This is a genomic window from Pseudomonas syringae (genome assembly GCF_023278085.1).
Lineage (GTDB): Bacteria > Pseudomonadota > Gammaproteobacteria > Pseudomonadales > Pseudomonadaceae > Aquipseudomonas > Aquipseudomonas syringae_Q.
On sequence record NZ_CP066265.1, the window covers coordinates 1,440,940 to 1,455,283 of the forward strand.

10 protein-coding genes are annotated in these 14,344 nt (G+C 59.9%); 5 read left to right on the forward strand and 5 right to left on the reverse strand.

Annotation, left to right across the window (positions count from 1 at the left end; genetic code table 11):
- From I9H07_RS06545 to I9H07_RS06555, 3 genes are all read left to right on the forward strand, one after another.
- Entirely contained in the window at nt 1–1,806 is a 1,806-nt protein-coding gene (locus tag I9H07_RS06545) for an ABC transporter ATP-binding protein (RefSeq protein ID WP_419149713.1), read from the forward strand.
- 121 nt (nt 1,807–1,927) lie between these two features.
- Nucleotides 1,928–4,384 (forward strand): EAL domain-containing protein, encoded by a 2,457-nt coding sequence (locus tag I9H07_RS06550; protein WP_236423371.1) that lies wholly within the window; start codon nt 1,928–1,930, stop codon nt 4,382–4,384.
- A 65-nt stretch (nt 4,385–4,449) separates the two neighbouring features.
- Nucleotides 4,450–5,202: a TenA family transcriptional regulator gene (locus tag I9H07_RS06555; RefSeq protein ID WP_268946382.1), complete on the forward strand. Its 753-nt coding sequence runs from the start codon at nt 4,450–4,452 to the stop codon at nt 5,200–5,202.
- 25 nt (nt 5,203–5,227) lie between these two features.
- Here I9H07_RS06555 and I9H07_RS06560 read toward each other — a convergent pair whose 3' ends face one another.
- The 5 genes from I9H07_RS06560 to I9H07_RS06580 all read right to left on the reverse strand — a co-directional run bounded on the left by I9H07_RS06560 (nt 5,228) and on the right by I9H07_RS06580 (nt 9,897).
- Nucleotides 5,228–6,154, reverse strand: coding sequence for a GGDEF domain-containing protein (locus I9H07_RS06560; RefSeq protein WP_058823970.1), 927 nt, complete (start codon nt 6,152–6,154; stop codon nt 5,228–5,230).
- A 186-nt stretch (nt 6,155–6,340) separates the two neighbouring features.
- On the reverse strand, nt 6,341–7,081 hold the full coding sequence (locus I9H07_RS06565; protein ID WP_058823969.1) for a YciK family oxidoreductase: 741 nt from the start codon (nt 7,079–7,081) through the stop codon (nt 6,341–6,343).
- Nucleotides 7,082–7,108: 27 nt separating this feature from the next.
- Nucleotides 7,109–7,780: an N-acetylmuramic acid 6-phosphate phosphatase MupP gene (gene mupP / locus I9H07_RS06570; protein WP_058823968.1), complete on the reverse strand. Its 672-nt coding sequence runs from the start codon at nt 7,778–7,780 to the stop codon at nt 7,109–7,111.
- A 3-nt stretch (nt 7,781–7,783) separates the two neighbouring features.
- A complete protein-coding gene (gene ubiG / locus I9H07_RS06575) occupies nt 7,784–8,482 on the reverse strand; it encodes a bifunctional 2-polyprenyl-6-hydroxyphenol methylase/3-demethylubiquinol 3-O-methyltransferase UbiG (RefSeq protein ID WP_024675842.1) in 699 nt (232 codons plus the stop codon).
- An 83-nt stretch (nt 8,483–8,565) separates the two neighbouring features.
- Nucleotides 8,566–9,897, reverse strand: a complete 1,332-nt coding sequence (locus I9H07_RS06580) for a TRZ/ATZ family hydrolase (protein ID WP_236423370.1) — start codon at nt 9,895–9,897, stop codon at nt 8,566–8,568.
- Between the two features lie 120 nt (nt 9,898–10,017).
- On the opposite strand from I9H07_RS06580, the gene mtnA reads away from it, so the two are divergent.
- A complete protein-coding gene (gene mtnA, locus I9H07_RS06585) occupies nt 10,018–11,094 on the forward strand; it encodes an S-methyl-5-thioribose-1-phosphate isomerase (RefSeq protein WP_024675844.1) in 1,077 nt (358 codons plus the stop codon).
- 302 nt (nt 11,095–11,396) lie between these two features.
- Nucleotides 11,397–14,183 (forward strand): DNA gyrase subunit A, encoded by a 2,787-nt coding sequence (gene gyrA / locus I9H07_RS06590; RefSeq protein ID WP_024644583.1) that lies wholly within the window; start codon nt 11,397–11,399, stop codon nt 14,181–14,183.
- Nucleotides 14,184–14,344 lie beyond the last annotated feature (161 nt).

Here is a 14,344-nt window from a genome sequence, read left to right on the forward strand (position 1 = left end):
GTGCCTGAGGCGTCGTCGGCCAGTCGCATCGATTCACTGAGCTGGGCCGAAATCCGTCGCCTCGCACTGCGCCACAGAAAATCCCTGTGGCTTGCCAATGGTGTGGCGGTTCTGGCCACGCTGTGTAGCGTTCCTATCCCGTTGCTGCTGCCGTTGCTGGTCGACGAGGTTCTGCTGGGACGCGGCGACGCGGCGTTGAAAGTCATGGATCATCTGCTGCCCGACAGCCTGCAAAAAGCCGTGGGTTACATCGGCCTGATGCTGCTGCTGACCTTGCTGCTGCGCGCCGGGGCGCTGGTGTTCAATGTGTTGCAGGCCCGTTTGTTCGCGGGCCTGGCCAAGGACATTGTCTATCGTATCCGCCTGCGCCTGATCGAACGGCTCAAACGTATCTCCTTGCGTGAATATGAAAGCCTGGGCAGCGGGACGGTGACGACGCACCTGGTCACTGATCTCGACACGCTGGACAAGTTTGTCGGCGAAACCCTCAGCCGCCTGCTGGTCGCCACACTCACTCTGGCGGGTACGGCTGGCATTCTGATGTGGATGCACTGGAAGCTGGCGCTGCTGATCATGCTGTTCAACCCGCTGGTGATTCTGCTCACCGTGAAGCTGGGCAAGCGGGTCAAGCACCTCAAAAAGCTGGAGAACGACAGCACCTCGCGTTTCACCCAGGCACTGAGTGAAACACTGGATGCCATTCAGGAAGTGCGGGCAGGCAACCGTCAGGGCTTTTTCCTCGGTCGCCTGGGGTTGCGTGCTCAGGAAGTACGCGATTACGCAATCAATTCACAGTGGAAAAGCGATGCGTCCGGACGCGCCAGCGGGCTGCTGTTTCAGTTCGGCATCGATATCTTTCGCGCGGCGGCGATGCTTACCGTGCTGTTCTCGGACCTGTCCATCGGCCAGATGCTGGCGGTGTTCAGTTACCTGTGGTTCATGATGACCCCGGTTGAGCAGTTGCTGAACCTGCAGTACGCCTATTACGCGGCGGGAGGGGCGCTGACGCGTATCAACGAGCTGCTGGCCCGGGCCGATGAGCCGGAGTATGCGGGCGGTACTGACCCGTTCGAAGGGCAGGCGACGGTGGGTATTGAAGTGCGCGGTCTGAGCTTCGGCTACGGCGAAGACCTGGTGCTTGACCAGCTGCACCTGAACATCGCACCGGGCGAAAAGGTCGCGATCGTCGGCGCCAGCGGTGGCGGCAAAAGCACGCTGGTGCAATTGCTGCTGGGGCTGTACACCGCCCGCACCGGGGTCATTCGCTTTGGCGGGGTCAGTCAGCAGGATATCGGCCTTGAAACCGTGCGGGAGAACGTTGCGGTGGTGCTGCAGCATCCGGCGTTATTCAACGATACCGTGCGTGCCAACCTGACCATGGGCCGTGACTGCACTGACGAGGCATGTTGGCGAGCGCTCGACGTCGCGCAACTGGAATCAACCATTCGCGAAATGCCCAAGGGCCTGGACAGCGTGTTGGGGCGTTCCGGTGTGCGCCTCTCGGGCGGTCAGCGCCAGCGCCTGGCGATCGCACGCATGGTGTTGGCCGATCCGAAGGTGGTGATTCTCGATGAGGCGACCTCGGCGCTGGACGCAGCGACCGAATACAACCTGCATCAGGCGCTGGCGAGGTTTTTGCGCAGCCGCACGACGCTGATCATTGCCCATCGTCTGTCCGCCGTTAAGCAGGCTGACCGCGTGCTGGTCTTCGACGGCGGGCGGATCGTCGAAGACGGTGACCATCAACAGCTGATTGCCGATGGAGGTCTGTACGCAAAACTGTATGGGCATTTGCAACAAATCTGATGCTTGAAGCCTTTAGAGTCGTGCGCTCGCCCTCAATTCCGGGAGAATCAACTGCCATCATTGCCGAATTTAGCCTAGTCTCTGGGCTAGACGTTTATCCAGGCATGTTGACTTGAAACCCATGAAGCAAACATGGACCTTCTCCAAGCCCCGTCTATTGGGCATCGTATGGCCTTTCATTGCAGTCGCCCTGTTTCAGGCGTTACTGGGATGTGTCAGCCTTTACACGATGTCAGCCGTGCGCAGTTACGTCGTGGGAGAAAGTCTTTGGTCCAAGGGCCAGAAAGACGCCATTCATTACCTCAGCCTGTACGCCAACTGGCACGATGAGCGTGATTATCTGAAGTATCAGCGCGCATTTGCCGTACCGCAGGGTGGCCACGCCCTGCGTGAGGCACTGGACCGGCCAACGCCATCACTGGCCGATGCGCGGGAGGGGATCCTTCAGGGTGGCAATCACCCGGATGACGTGAATGGCATTATCTGGATGTACCTGAATTTTCACGAGTTCAGCTTCATGAAACGGGCTATCTACTTCTGGGCAGTGGGCGATGGCTACCTCCTGCAGCTCGATGACCTGGCCCGGCAGATTCACGCCCGTGTCAGTCAAGGCAATGTCAGCCCTGCCGAGATCGCCAACTGGCGCGCGGAGATCAACGACATCAACGAAAGTGTGACGCCTGCCGCCCGCGCCTTCAGTGATGCGCTGGGCGAGGGCTCGCGATTTATTCTGAAATTGCTGGTGGCGGTCAATCTGATCACCGCCGTGCTGCTGATTCTGCTGGCGTTGCTGCGGGTGCGTCGACTCATTGCCCAGCGAAGATTGTTTGCCGACGCTCTGGTGCTGGAAAAGGAACGGGCACAGATCACGCTTGAGTCAATTGGCGACGGTGTAATCAGCACCGATATGACCGGTGTCATCGTGTACATGAATCCGGCGGCAGAGGGGCTTACCAATTGGCAAAGCGCCCAGGCGTGCGGGTTGCCGCTGGCTGCATTGTTCAACTTGCTGGACGAGAACGATCAGCGGGACAGTGCGACGCTGATCGACCAGATACTGTCCGGCAAACTCAAGGGGGGCAGTGCCAACAGCAAGCTGATCCAGCGACTCGATGGCAGCACAGTTTCGGTCGCGCTGGTCGGAACGCCGATCTACGCGGATGGCCTGGTCAGTGGCGCAGTACTGGTGTTGCATGACATGACGCAGGAGCATCAGTACATTGCTGACCTTTCCTGGCAGGCTGCACATGACCCGCTGACCGGCCTGGTCAGCCGCAGTGAGTTCGAAAACCGGCTGCAACGCGTCCTCGATGATATCGGCACAGGCAGCCATTGCCTGATGTTTCTCGACCTCGATCAGTTCAAGCTGGTCAACGATACCGGTGGTCATGCGGCAGGCGACGAACTGCTGCGCAAGCTGTGCAAGGCGCTCCCGCAAGGGTTGCGTGAGGGTGATACGTTGGCACGTCTGGGCGGTGATGAGTTTGGCGTGCTGCTGGTCGATTGCCCTCCGGCCACTGCTCACGAAATCGCCGAAGTTCTGCGCCAGATTGTGCAAAGTCTGCAGTTTATGTGGAAAGGTCGGCCATTCACGACTACTGTCAGTATCGGTCTGGTCCACCTGGATGAAGATTCCGCCACGCTGGAAGCCTCGTTGTCGGCTGCCGACATGGCCTGCTACATGGCCAAGGAGAAGGGCCGCAACCGTGTCCAGATCTACAGTGTCGACGATCTGACGCTGTCGGTGCGCTTTGGCGAGATGGCCTGGATACAGCGTTTACGCGTGGCGATCGATGAAAATCGCTTCTGTCTTTACGCGCAGGAAATTGCATCGATCAAGGAATCCGGCGACGGAGTCCGGCATATCGAAATCCTCCTGCGACTGCGTGACGAGTCGGGGAGAATGGTCGCTCCGGACAGTTTTATTCCGGCGGCGGAGCGTTACGGCCTGATGAGCACGCTGGATCGCTGGGTGGTGCGCAATGTGTTCAAGATCATCGCCGAATGCATGAGTGATGACCGGCACCGGACACCGCAGGCGCTGTGCGCCATCAACCTGTCCGGTTCAAGTATCGGCGACGATACCTTTCTCGAATACCTGAAACTGCAATTCGTTACATATGGCGTTGCGCCTGACATGATCTGCTTTGAAATCACTGAGACCAGTGCCATTGCCGACCTGGGAAGTGCCATCCGCTTCATCAACGAGTTGAAAGCACTGGGCTGTCTGTTTTCTTTGGATGATTTCTGCTCCGGCATGTCTTCTTTTGCGTACCTGAAGCATCTTCCAGTGGACTTTTTGAAAATTGATGGCAGTTTCGTAAAGGATATGCTCGACAACCCGATCAATCGGGCCATGGTTGAAGTCATCAATAACATCGGCCACGTCATGGGCAAGCTCACGATTGCCGAATTTGTTGAAACGCCGCAGATCGAATCTGCATTGCAGGAAATGGGCGTGGATTTTGCACAAGGCTATCTGATCGGACGCCCCGAGCTGTTTACGTGTGAAAGTCTGTACATTGAGCCCGTACGCCCTGACCCCTTGATATTCGGCGCGCCAGGAACGCTACGTTAAATCAGTCGCAACCTTTTATAAGGAGCTACACAGTGATCGACACTTTCGAGAGAACCGGTCCGCTCATGGAAGCCAGTAGTTATCCGGCCTGGGCGCAGCAACTGATCAAGGATTGCAGCGCTGCCAAGGCGCGCGTGGTCGAGCACGAGCTGTATCAGCAGATGCGTGACGCAACGCTCAGTCCTGCGATCATGCGCCAGTATCTGATTGGTGGATGGCCAGTGGTCGAGCAGTTTGCGGTGTACATGGCCAAGAATCTCACCAAGACCCGCTTTGGTCGTCACCCCGGTGAAGACATGGCGCGGCGTTGGCTGATGCGTAATATTCGCGTCGAACTCAATCATGCCGACTACTGGGTAAACTGGTGCGCAGCCCATGGTGTAACCCTTGAAGATCTGCACGATCAGCGGGTGGCTCCCGAACTGCACGCCCTGAGCCACTGGTGCTGGCAGACCAGCTCTTCGGATTCGCTGGCGGTTGCCATGGCAGCCACCAACTACGCGATTGAAGGCGCAACTGGCGAGTGGTCGGCGGTGGTGTGTTCAACGGGCGTCTACGCGGAGGCGTTTCCCGAGGAGACCCGCAAGAAAGCCATGAAATGGCTCAAGATGCATGCCCAATACGATGATGCGCACCCTTGGGAAGCGCTGGAAATCATCTGCACACTGGTGGGCAACAAGCCAAGTACACAGTTGCAGGCCGAACTGCGTCAGGCGACCACCAAGAGCTATGACTACATGTATCTGTTTCTGGAGCGCTGCATGCAGCTGGAAAAGGCCAGGTCCCCACGCGGGCGTGTTGCCGCGCTGGAAGTATAAGGGCAGGCAAGACAGAGGGGTGTTGCTAGCTGGCCATGGCGAGACGATTGCGACCCTGACGCTTGGCGACGTACAGCGCATTGTCGGCACGCCGTAACAGGCTGTCGGCGGCTTCCGTCGGCAGCAGTGTCGAGCAGCCAAGGCTGACCGTCATGTTCAGGGCCGGATCGAGCTCGCGAAACTCAAGGCTGCGAACAGCCCGGCGCAGGCGTTCGCCCACCATCTGCGCCGCGGCGGCGCTGGTGTTCGACAGAATGACCACAAACTCTTCCCCGCCATAGCGGAATACCCGGTCGATATTGCGTAGCTGCGCTTTCAGGCTGTGCGCGACCGTTTTCAATACATCATCGCCCGTGTAATGACCGTAATCGTCGTTCACGCGCTTGAAATGATCGATATCCAGCATCAGTAACGACAACGGCTGCTTGTGACGGCGCGATATTTCGATTTCCCGGGCCAGGCTCTGATCCATCGCAATACGATTGCCCGCATTGGTCAGCGGATCGCGAAGTGCGCTCTGAGTGGCAATGCGGTACAAAAGCGCGTTGAGCAGCGGGTACAGCAGGCAGACCAGCAGTGATTCCAGATCACTCAACTGGCGGCTTTCAAAAGGCTGTGCGCTTTGAAATTCCACTTCGCCAATGCACTCGCCTTCGTGACGCAGGCGGAAATTGGCCCTGTGGGACGAGTTTTCGCCCAAGCGCAGGTGCAAGTCGCTTTCAACGTGACGATAGACCAGGCCGCTCAGGGGCAAAAGCCGCTGCACGCCCTGAAAGAACAGCGTGAGTATGCGCTCTGCTTCCAGGCTGGTCTGCAATTGACGCCCAAGCTGGTGGACCAGCTCGGGGAGTGACGGGGGTGGCAGTACGGCATTGGGCCGATTTCGAAAGCCGAGTCGCTGCAATTCAGCCGTATCGAAATCGATCGCATGGGTCTGGTCAGGACAACTCATCTCATCGCTCCTCAGCACATATCGCTGTGCTTGGCTGGGTTAGAGCGACACTCCGGCCGTTCGGTTCAGTTATGCGGGGATATTAAAAATCAATGGCTTGGCAAACTCTGACTGTCTGACAGCGCCAGTTTTCTGACCCGGTTCGATCTGCGATCGAGCACGGCTGCCATGCGTGTTGCATTCAGGCTACTGAGCGTTCAGCGCCTGCCCGTTGATGCCTTTGCTGTCCGGCCCCATCAGGTACAGGTAAACCGGCATGATCTCGTCGGGTGTCGGATTGTTCAGCGGGTTCTCGTCCGGGTAGGCCAATGCGCGCATGTCAGTGCGGGTCGCGCCGGGGTTGATGCTGTTGGCACGAACCGTGGTGACGCCGTGCAGTTCGTCCGCCAGGGTCTGCATCAGGCCTTCAGTGGCGAACTTCGATACGCCATAGGCGCCCCATTGCGCGCGTCCCTTGCGGCCGACACTGCTGGAAGTGAAGGCTATCGAGGCATCGGCCGAGCGTTTGAGCAAGGGCAGCAGTGCCTGGGTCAGCATGAACGTGGCATTGACGTTGATATGCATGACCTGCATGAAGTCGTCGCCGGGGTATTGCTCCAGCGGGGTGCGCGGGCCAATGATTGACGCGTTGTGCAGCAGGCCGTCGAGGCGGCCGAATTCGTTTTCGATCATCATCGCCAGATCGCGATACCGGGTCGGCCCGGCGCTTTCCAGATCGAACGTAATGACCATTGGCTGTGGCTGGCCGGCGGCTTTGATCTGCTCGCCGACCTGGGCAAGATTGGCTTCAGTCTTGCCCAGCAGCAAGACGGTTGCACCAAGGGCTGCGTAGTGCCGGGCAGCGGCGGCACCGATGCCACGACCGGCTCCGGTCACCAGAATGATCCGGTCTTGCAGGAGTCCGGGGCGGGCGGAATAGTCAAACATGTAAGGCCTCACGTGTTGGTGTGCTGTTCAGCAACTGCACAGCGCGTTGTCCAGCACCTTGCGCAGTTCCAGCGGATGATCGACGACGACGTCGGCACCCCAGTGATCCGGGTTGTCCTCGGGGTGGATGTAGCCGTAGCGCACCGCAGCGGTTCGGGTGCCTGCATCTCGCCCGGATTCGATGTCGCGCAGGTCATCGCCCACGAACAGGACGCTGGCCGGGTCCAGGTCGAGCATCTTGCAGGCCAGAATCATCGGTTCAGGGTGCGGTTTGCTGTGCGTGACGTGATCCGGGCAGATCAACACGGCCGAACGCTCGGACAGGTTTAGCCGCTCCATGATCGGCTGGGCGAAACGCACCGGCTTGTTGGTCACGACGCCCCAGATCAGCCCGGCCTTTTCGATGTCGGCCAGCAGCTCGGGCATGCCGTCGAACAGCGTGCTGTGAACGGCGCAATCGCGCTGGTAGCGCTCCAGAAACTCCAGGCGCAACGCCTCGAACGCTGGCGCATCGGGAGACATCGCAAAGGTCGCGGCGACCATGGCCTTGGCGCCCCCCGATACCTCGTCGCGAATCAGTTTGTCCGGTACTGCCGGAAGGCCGCGGTCAGCCAGCATCGCCTGCGCAATGGCGATGAAGTCCGGCGCGGTATCGAGCAACGTGCCGTCCATGTCGAATAAGACAGCTCTCAAGCGCATGGCTTATGCCTCCCGCAGAGTCTGGATCATGTAGTTGACGCTAACGTCGGAAGCCAGTTTGTAATGCTTGGTCAGCGGGTTGTAGGTCAGGCCGATGATGTCTTTGACCTCAAGGCCCGCATCGCGGCTCCAGGCGCCCAGTTCCGACGGACGGATGAATTTCTTGAAGTCATGGGTGCCACGGGGCAGCAGACCCAGAATGTATTCCGCGCCGATCACGGCAAACAGATAAGCCTTGGGGTTGCGGTTGATGGTCGAGAAGAACACCTGACCGCCCGGCTTGACCATGCGGTAGCAGGCGCGGATCACCGAGGACGGGTCAGGCACGTGCTCAAGCATTTCCAGGCACGTCACCACATCGAACTGCTCGGGCATTTCTTCGGCCATGTCCTCGGCGGTGATCTGCCGGTACTCGACGCTGACGCCTGACTCCAGCTGGTGCAGTTGCGCGACGGCCAGTGGGGCCTCGCCCATGTCGATACCGGTCACGGTCGCGCCGCGCAGCGCCATTGCTTCGCTGAGAATGCCGCCGCCGCAGCCGACGTCCAGAACCTTTTTGCCCGCCAGATTGACGCGCTCGTCGATCCAGTTGACGCGCAGCGGGTTGATGTCATGCAGCGGCTTGAATTCGCTTTCACGGTCCCACCAGCGGTGGGCCAGGGCCTCGAATTTGGCGATTTCTGCGCGGTCGACGTTGCTCATGGGTATCCCTCTTGAACTCAAAATTCGTTTTCACCAGTCAGGCTATAGATAAGCCTGACCGTCATGTGTTCGATCCGGCTGTGTTATTCGGACTTGCCGGCAATGCGCCTGCCCCAGGCAATGGCCGTCTCGCACAGCGCCTGCTCGTCCATTCGGGTCAGGCGGCCGCCGTCGAGCAGCTGTTTTCCCGCTACCCAGACGTGGCTCACGCAATCGCGGCCGGTGGCATAGATAAGCTGGGATACCGGATCATAGACCGGTTGCTGGGCCAGCCTCGACAGGTCGAAAGCGACCATGTCCGCAGCCTTGCCGAGTTCCAGCGAGCCGGTTTCGTCCTGCAGGCCCAGCGCACGCGCGCCGTTCAGGGTGGCCATGCGCAAGGCCCGGTGGGCATCCAGCGCAGTGGCCGAACCGGCGACGGCCTTGGCGAGCAGGGCCGCAGTGCGGGTTTCGCCAAGCAGATCCAGATCGTTGTTGCTGGCTGCGCCGTCGGTGCCCACTGCAACGTTCACACCGGCCTGCCATAGTCGCTCCACCGGACAGAAACCACTGGCCAGCTTGAGGTTGGACTCGGGGCAATGGATCACGCTGGAGTTGCTTTCCACCAACAGTTCCAGATCGTCGTCGCTGATCTGCGTCATGTGTACGGCCTGGAAACGCGGACCGAGCATGCCCAGGCGGTGCAGGCGGGCGAGAGGGCGCTCCTGGCGCTGCTCGACTGCCTGCTCGACTTCGAACGCGGTCTCGTGCACGTGCATCTGGATCATGGCGTCGAGTTCGTCGGCAATGACCCGGACCTTTTCCAGATTTTCGTCACCGACGGTATAAGGCGCATGCGGGCCAAAGGCAATCTTGATACGCGGGTGATGGGCGAGGTCGTTGAACAGCTCTATGCCGTTGTGCAGGGCTTCGTCGGTGGTGCGGGCCCCCGGAATCGGGAAGTCCAGCACCGGCACGGTGATTTGCGCGCGCATGCCGCTGGCGTGAACCCGTTCGGCAGCCACTTTGGGGTAGAAATACATGTCCGAGAAACAGGTGATACCGCCCTTGAGCTGTTCGGCAATGGCCAGATCGGTGCCGTCCCGCACGAAATCTTCATCGACCCATTTGCTCTCGGCGGGCCAGATATGGTCTTGCAGCCAGGTCATCAGTGGCAGGTCGTCGGCCAGGCCGCGAAACAGGGTCATCGCCGCATGGCCGTGGGCGTTGATCAGGCCGGGGCTGAGCAGCATTCCGGGCAGCTCCCGGACCTGTGCGGCGTTCTGCCGCAAGGCCTCGGCCCGCGGACCGATATACACGATACAACCGTCGCGAACGCCGATGCCGTGGTCCTTGAGCACCACGCCTGCGGGCTCGACCGGCACCAGCCAGGAGGGCAGGAGCAAAAGGTCGAGCGGTGGCGTGGCGTTCGGCATGAGAAGGTTTCCAGAGCTTATTACGTTGATGGCGAAGTATACCCGAGCGTCTTCGCAGACGGCTCGCTATAATCAGCCGCTTTTGATGCTGAGTTTCGGATGTTCAAGATGGAGTTGGCGATGCGCGATCGACTGTTGGCTGCGGAGAAAGTAAAGGCCATCGATTGGCGAGACAACACTCTCTACCTGCTGGATCAGCGGGTATTGCCGTTCGAGGAAATCTGGCACCCCTATACCACTGCGCAGGGGGTTGCCGAAGCCATTCGCACAATGGTGGTGCGTGGTGCGCCGGCCATTGGCATCAGTGCCGCCTATGGCGCGTTTCTCAGTGCCCGTGCACGGATTGCCGAAGGTGGAGACTGGTACGCAGCACTGGAAGAGGATTTCCTGATGCTGACCGATTCGCGTCCTACCGCAGTCAACCTGGTCTGGGCGTTGAACCGCATGCGCGACCGTCTGCTGCGGGTAAAGGACGGAGACGACCCGCTGGTCGCGCTGGAAGCTGAAGCGGTGGCGATCCATTTGAGTGACCGCGAAGCCAATCTGACCATGGCGCAGTTGGGTGCTGACCTGATCCGCAGGCATCAGGGCAATCTGCAGACCGTTCTGACCCACTGCAATACCGGTGCGCTCGCCACCGGCGGTTTCGGCACGGCGCTGGGCGTGATTCGCGCGGCGCACCTGGAAGGCATGATCGAGCGCGTCTACGCCGATGAAACCCGGCCGTGGCTGCAGGGCTCGAGGCTGACCGCCTGGGAGCTGGCCAACGAAGGTATCCCGGTCACGCTCAACGCAGATTCCGCCGCCGCGCACCTGATGCGCACCAAAGGCATCACCTGGGTGATCGTGGGCGCGGACCGCATCACCGCCAATGGTGACGTGGCGAACAAGATCGGCACTTACCAACTTGCAGTCGCTGCGATGCACCACGGCGTGCGCTTCATGGTAGTGGCGCCCAGCTCGACCATTGACATGGACATGGCCAGTGGCGATGACATCGTTATCGAAGAGCGCGACGGTCGTGAGCTGCTTGAGGTCGGTGGGCAGCGGGTCGGGGCGAATGTCGAAGCCTTCAATCCGGTGTTCGACGTGACGCCGGCAGACCTGATCGATGCCATCGTGACCGAGAAAGGCATTGTCGAGCGTCCCGACACGGCGCGAATGGCCCAATTGATGAGCCGCAAACACCTGCATTGATCTGCATGGCCCGTTCGTTGCCGCTTGAGTGAAGCGGCTGCGCGGGCCTGTAAGCGTCTCTCAGGCGACTTGTGCGTGGGTGGCTCGTTTTCAGCGCCTGCAAAGGATGTGAGCGCCTCCGCGATTGTGGTAACATCCGGCGGTTTCCGGGGGTACTGACAGTGGTCGCCCCTACTGCGTAGATGCATGGCATAACTCGTTGATTTGTCGTAAGTCGCTGCTTGCAAATGCTGGCAGCGGCGAGCTTCGTAAATCCCGAATGGGTTTATGAGGTTTCACCAGAAAAAGGAATCAGGCTTCTCATGGGCGAACTGGCCAAAGAAATCCTCCCGGTCAATATCGAAGACGAGCTGAAGCAGTCCTACCTCGACTACGCAATGAGCGTGATCGTCGGTCGAGCACTGCCCGATGCGCGCGACGGCTTGAAGCCCGTGCACCGGCGCGTGTTGTTCGCAATGAGCGAGCTGGGTAACGACTGGAACAAGCCGTACAAGAAATCCGCCCGTGTGGTTGGTGACGTAATCGGTAAGTATCACCCGCACGGCGACACTGCCGTGTACGACACCATCGTTCGTATGGCTCAGCCATTCTCGCTGCGCTACCTGCTGGTAGACGGCCAGGGCAACTTCGGTTCGGTCGACGGCGACAACGCGGCGGCCATGCGATACACCGAAGTGCGCATGACCAAGCTGGCTCACGAGCTGCTGGCCGACCTGCATAAAGAAACCGTGGACTGGGTGCCGAACTACGACGGCACCGAAATGATCCCTGCGGTCATGCCGACCCGTATTCCCAACCTGCTGGTCAACGGCTCCAGCGGTATCGCCGTGGGCATGGCGACCAACATCCCGCCGCACAACCTCGGTGAAGTCATCGACGGCTGTCTGGCGCTGATCGACAACCCCGAGTTGACGATTGACGAATTGATGCAGTACATCCCCGGCCCGGACTTTCCGACGGCGGCGATCATCAACGGTCGCGCGGGCATCATCGAAGCCTATCGCACGGGTCGTGGACGCATTTACATGCGGGCCCGCTCCATCGTTGAAGACATCGACAAGGTGGGCGGTCGCCAGCAGATCGTCATTACCGAGCTGCCTTACCAGCTGAACAAGGCGCGTCTGATCGAGAAGATCGCCGAGCTGGTCAAGGAAAAGAAACTCGAAGGCATCACCGAGCTGCGCGACGAGTCCGACAAGGACGGCATGCGCGTGGTCATCGAGCTGCGTCGTGGCGAAGTGCCTGAGGTTGTGCTCAACAACCTCTACGCCCAGACCCAGCTGCAAAGCGTTTTCGGTATCAACATCGTTGCCCTGATCGACGGTCGTCCACGCATCCTGAACCTCAAAGATCTGCTGGAAGCGTTCGTCCGTCACCGTCGCGAAGTGGTGACCCGTCGTACCGTATTCGAGCTGCGCAAGGCGCGTGAACGTGGCCACATCCTTGAAGGTCAGGCCGTTGCGCTGTCCAACATCGATCCGGTCATCGCATTGATCAAGGCTTCGCCGACACCTGCCGAAGCCAAGGAAGCGCTGATCAAGACGCCTTGGGAATCGAGCGCAGTGGTCGAGATGGTCGAGCGTGCCGGTGCCGATTCGTGCCGCCCCGAGAACCTAGATCCGCAATACGGTCTGCGTGAAGGCAAGTATTTCCTGTCGCCGGAGCAGGCTCAGGCCATTCTGGAATTGCGCCTGCACCGTCTGACCGGCCTGGAGCACGAAAAGCTGCTCGGCGAATATCAGGAAATCCTGAACCAGATCGGCGAACTGATCCGCATCCTGAACAGCGCCACGCGCCTGATGGAAGTGATCCGCGAAGAGCTGGAACTGATCCGCTCCGAATATGGCGATGCGCGCCGCACCGAGATTCTCGATGCACGCCTTGACCTGACCCTGGGCGACCTGATCACCGAAGAAGAGCGCGTCGTTACCATTTCCCATGGCGGCTATGCCAAGACTCAGCCACTGGCGGTCTATCAGGCGCAGCGTCGCGGCGGCAAGGGCAAGTCGGCCACCGGCATCAAGGATGAGGATTACATCGCTCACCTGCTGGTCGCCAACAGCCATACCACGCTGCTGATGTTCTCCAGCAAGGGCAAGGTGTACTGGCTCAAGACCTACGAGATTCCGGAAGCGTCCCGCGCTGCCCGTGGTCGTCCGTTGGTCAACCTGTTGCCGTTGAGCGAAGGTGAATACATCACCACCATGCTGCCAGTCGACCTCGAAGCCATGCGCAAGCGTGCCGACGAAGAAGGCGAAGCCCTCGAAGGCGAGCTGGACGACGCAGAAAACAGCAGCGAGACCGAAGAAGAGCGCAAGGCCCGCATCAAGGCTGCCGACAAGAAGAAGGCTCCGTTCATCTTCATGTCCACGGCCAACGGCACCGTCAAGAAGACCCCGCTGGTGGCCTTCAGCCGTCAGCGTAGCGTCGGTCTGATCGCCCTTGAGCTGGACGAAGGCGACATCCTGATTTCTGCGGCCATCACCGACGGCGAACAGGAAATCATGCTGTTCTCCGACGGCGGCAAGGTAACCCGCTTCAAGGAATCCGACGTACGCGCCATGGGCCGTACCGCTCGCGGCGTGCGCGGTATGCGTCTGCCGGAAGGCCAGAAGCTGATTTCGATGCTGATCCCGGAAGAAGGCAGCCAGATTCTTACCGCCTCCGAACGTGGTTTCGGCAAGCGCACTGCCATTTCCGAGTTCCCTGAGTACAAGCGTGGCGGCCAGGGTGTGATCGCCATGGTCAGCAACGAGCGTAACGGTCGTCTGGTGGGTGCGGTTCAGGTGCTCGATGGCGAGGAAATCATGCTGATTTCTGACCAGGGCACCCTGGTTCGTACGCGTGTCGGCGAGGTTTCCAGTCTGGGCCGTAACACTCAGGGTGTGACCCTGATCAAGCTGGCCAGCGACGAGAAGCTGGTCGGTCTGGAGCGCGTTCAGGAGCCGTCGGAAGTCGAAGGCGAAGAGCTTGAGGGTGAAGAGCTTGTTGACGGTGTGATTGCCGACGTCGTCGACGGCGACGCTGATGATGCAGGTGAAGACCTGCAGGCGGATGCGGCAGCGGACGAAGACGAACCGCAGAACTGAGTTGTAACGTAAATCAGGTAAGGGCTGGCTCGTCTGTGATTGCAACTGCATCACAGGCAAGTCCAGCCCTTGCGGCATTCGGCCCGCCTGAGCCGGATCAGCATTCCCGTCACGAGCTGCCGACCGCTTTGGCGGCTGCCTGCTCGTGATGCAGCATCCAG

Bases quoted from the DNA above. Each gene is read 5' to 3' on its own strand.
- mtnA (WP_024675844.1), top strand. From the start codon at position 10,018: ATGCGCGATCGACTGTTGGCTGCGGAGAAAGTAAAGGCCATCGATTGG.
- gyrA (WP_024644583.1), top strand. From the start codon at position 11,397: ATGGGCGAACTGGCCAAAGAAATCCTCCCGGTCAATATCGAAGACGAG.
- I9H07_RS06565 (WP_058823969.1), bottom strand. From the start codon at position 7,081: ATGTTTGACTATTCCGCCCGCCCCGGACTCCTGCAAGACCGGATCATT.
- I9H07_RS06555 (WP_268946382.1), top strand. From the start codon at position 4,450: ATGGAAGCCAGTAGTTATCCGGCCTGGGCGCAGCAACTGATCAAGGAT.
- I9H07_RS06550 (WP_236423371.1), top strand. From the start codon at position 1,928: ATGAAGCAAACATGGACCTTCTCCAAGCCCCGTCTATTGGGCATCGTA.
- I9H07_RS06580 (WP_236423370.1), bottom strand. From the start codon at position 9,897: ATGCCGAACGCCACGCCACCGCTCGACCTTTTGCTCCTGCCCTCCTGG.
- ubiG (WP_024675842.1), bottom strand. From the start codon at position 8,482: ATGAGCAACGTCGACCGCGCAGAAATCGCCAAATTCGAGGCCCTGGCC.
- I9H07_RS06560 (WP_058823970.1), bottom strand. From the start codon at position 6,154: ATGAGTTGTCCTGACCAGACCCATGCGATCGATTTCGATACGGCTGAA.
- mupP (WP_058823968.1), bottom strand. From the start codon at position 7,780: ATGCGCTTGAGAGCTGTCTTATTCGACATGGACGGCACGTTGCTCGAT.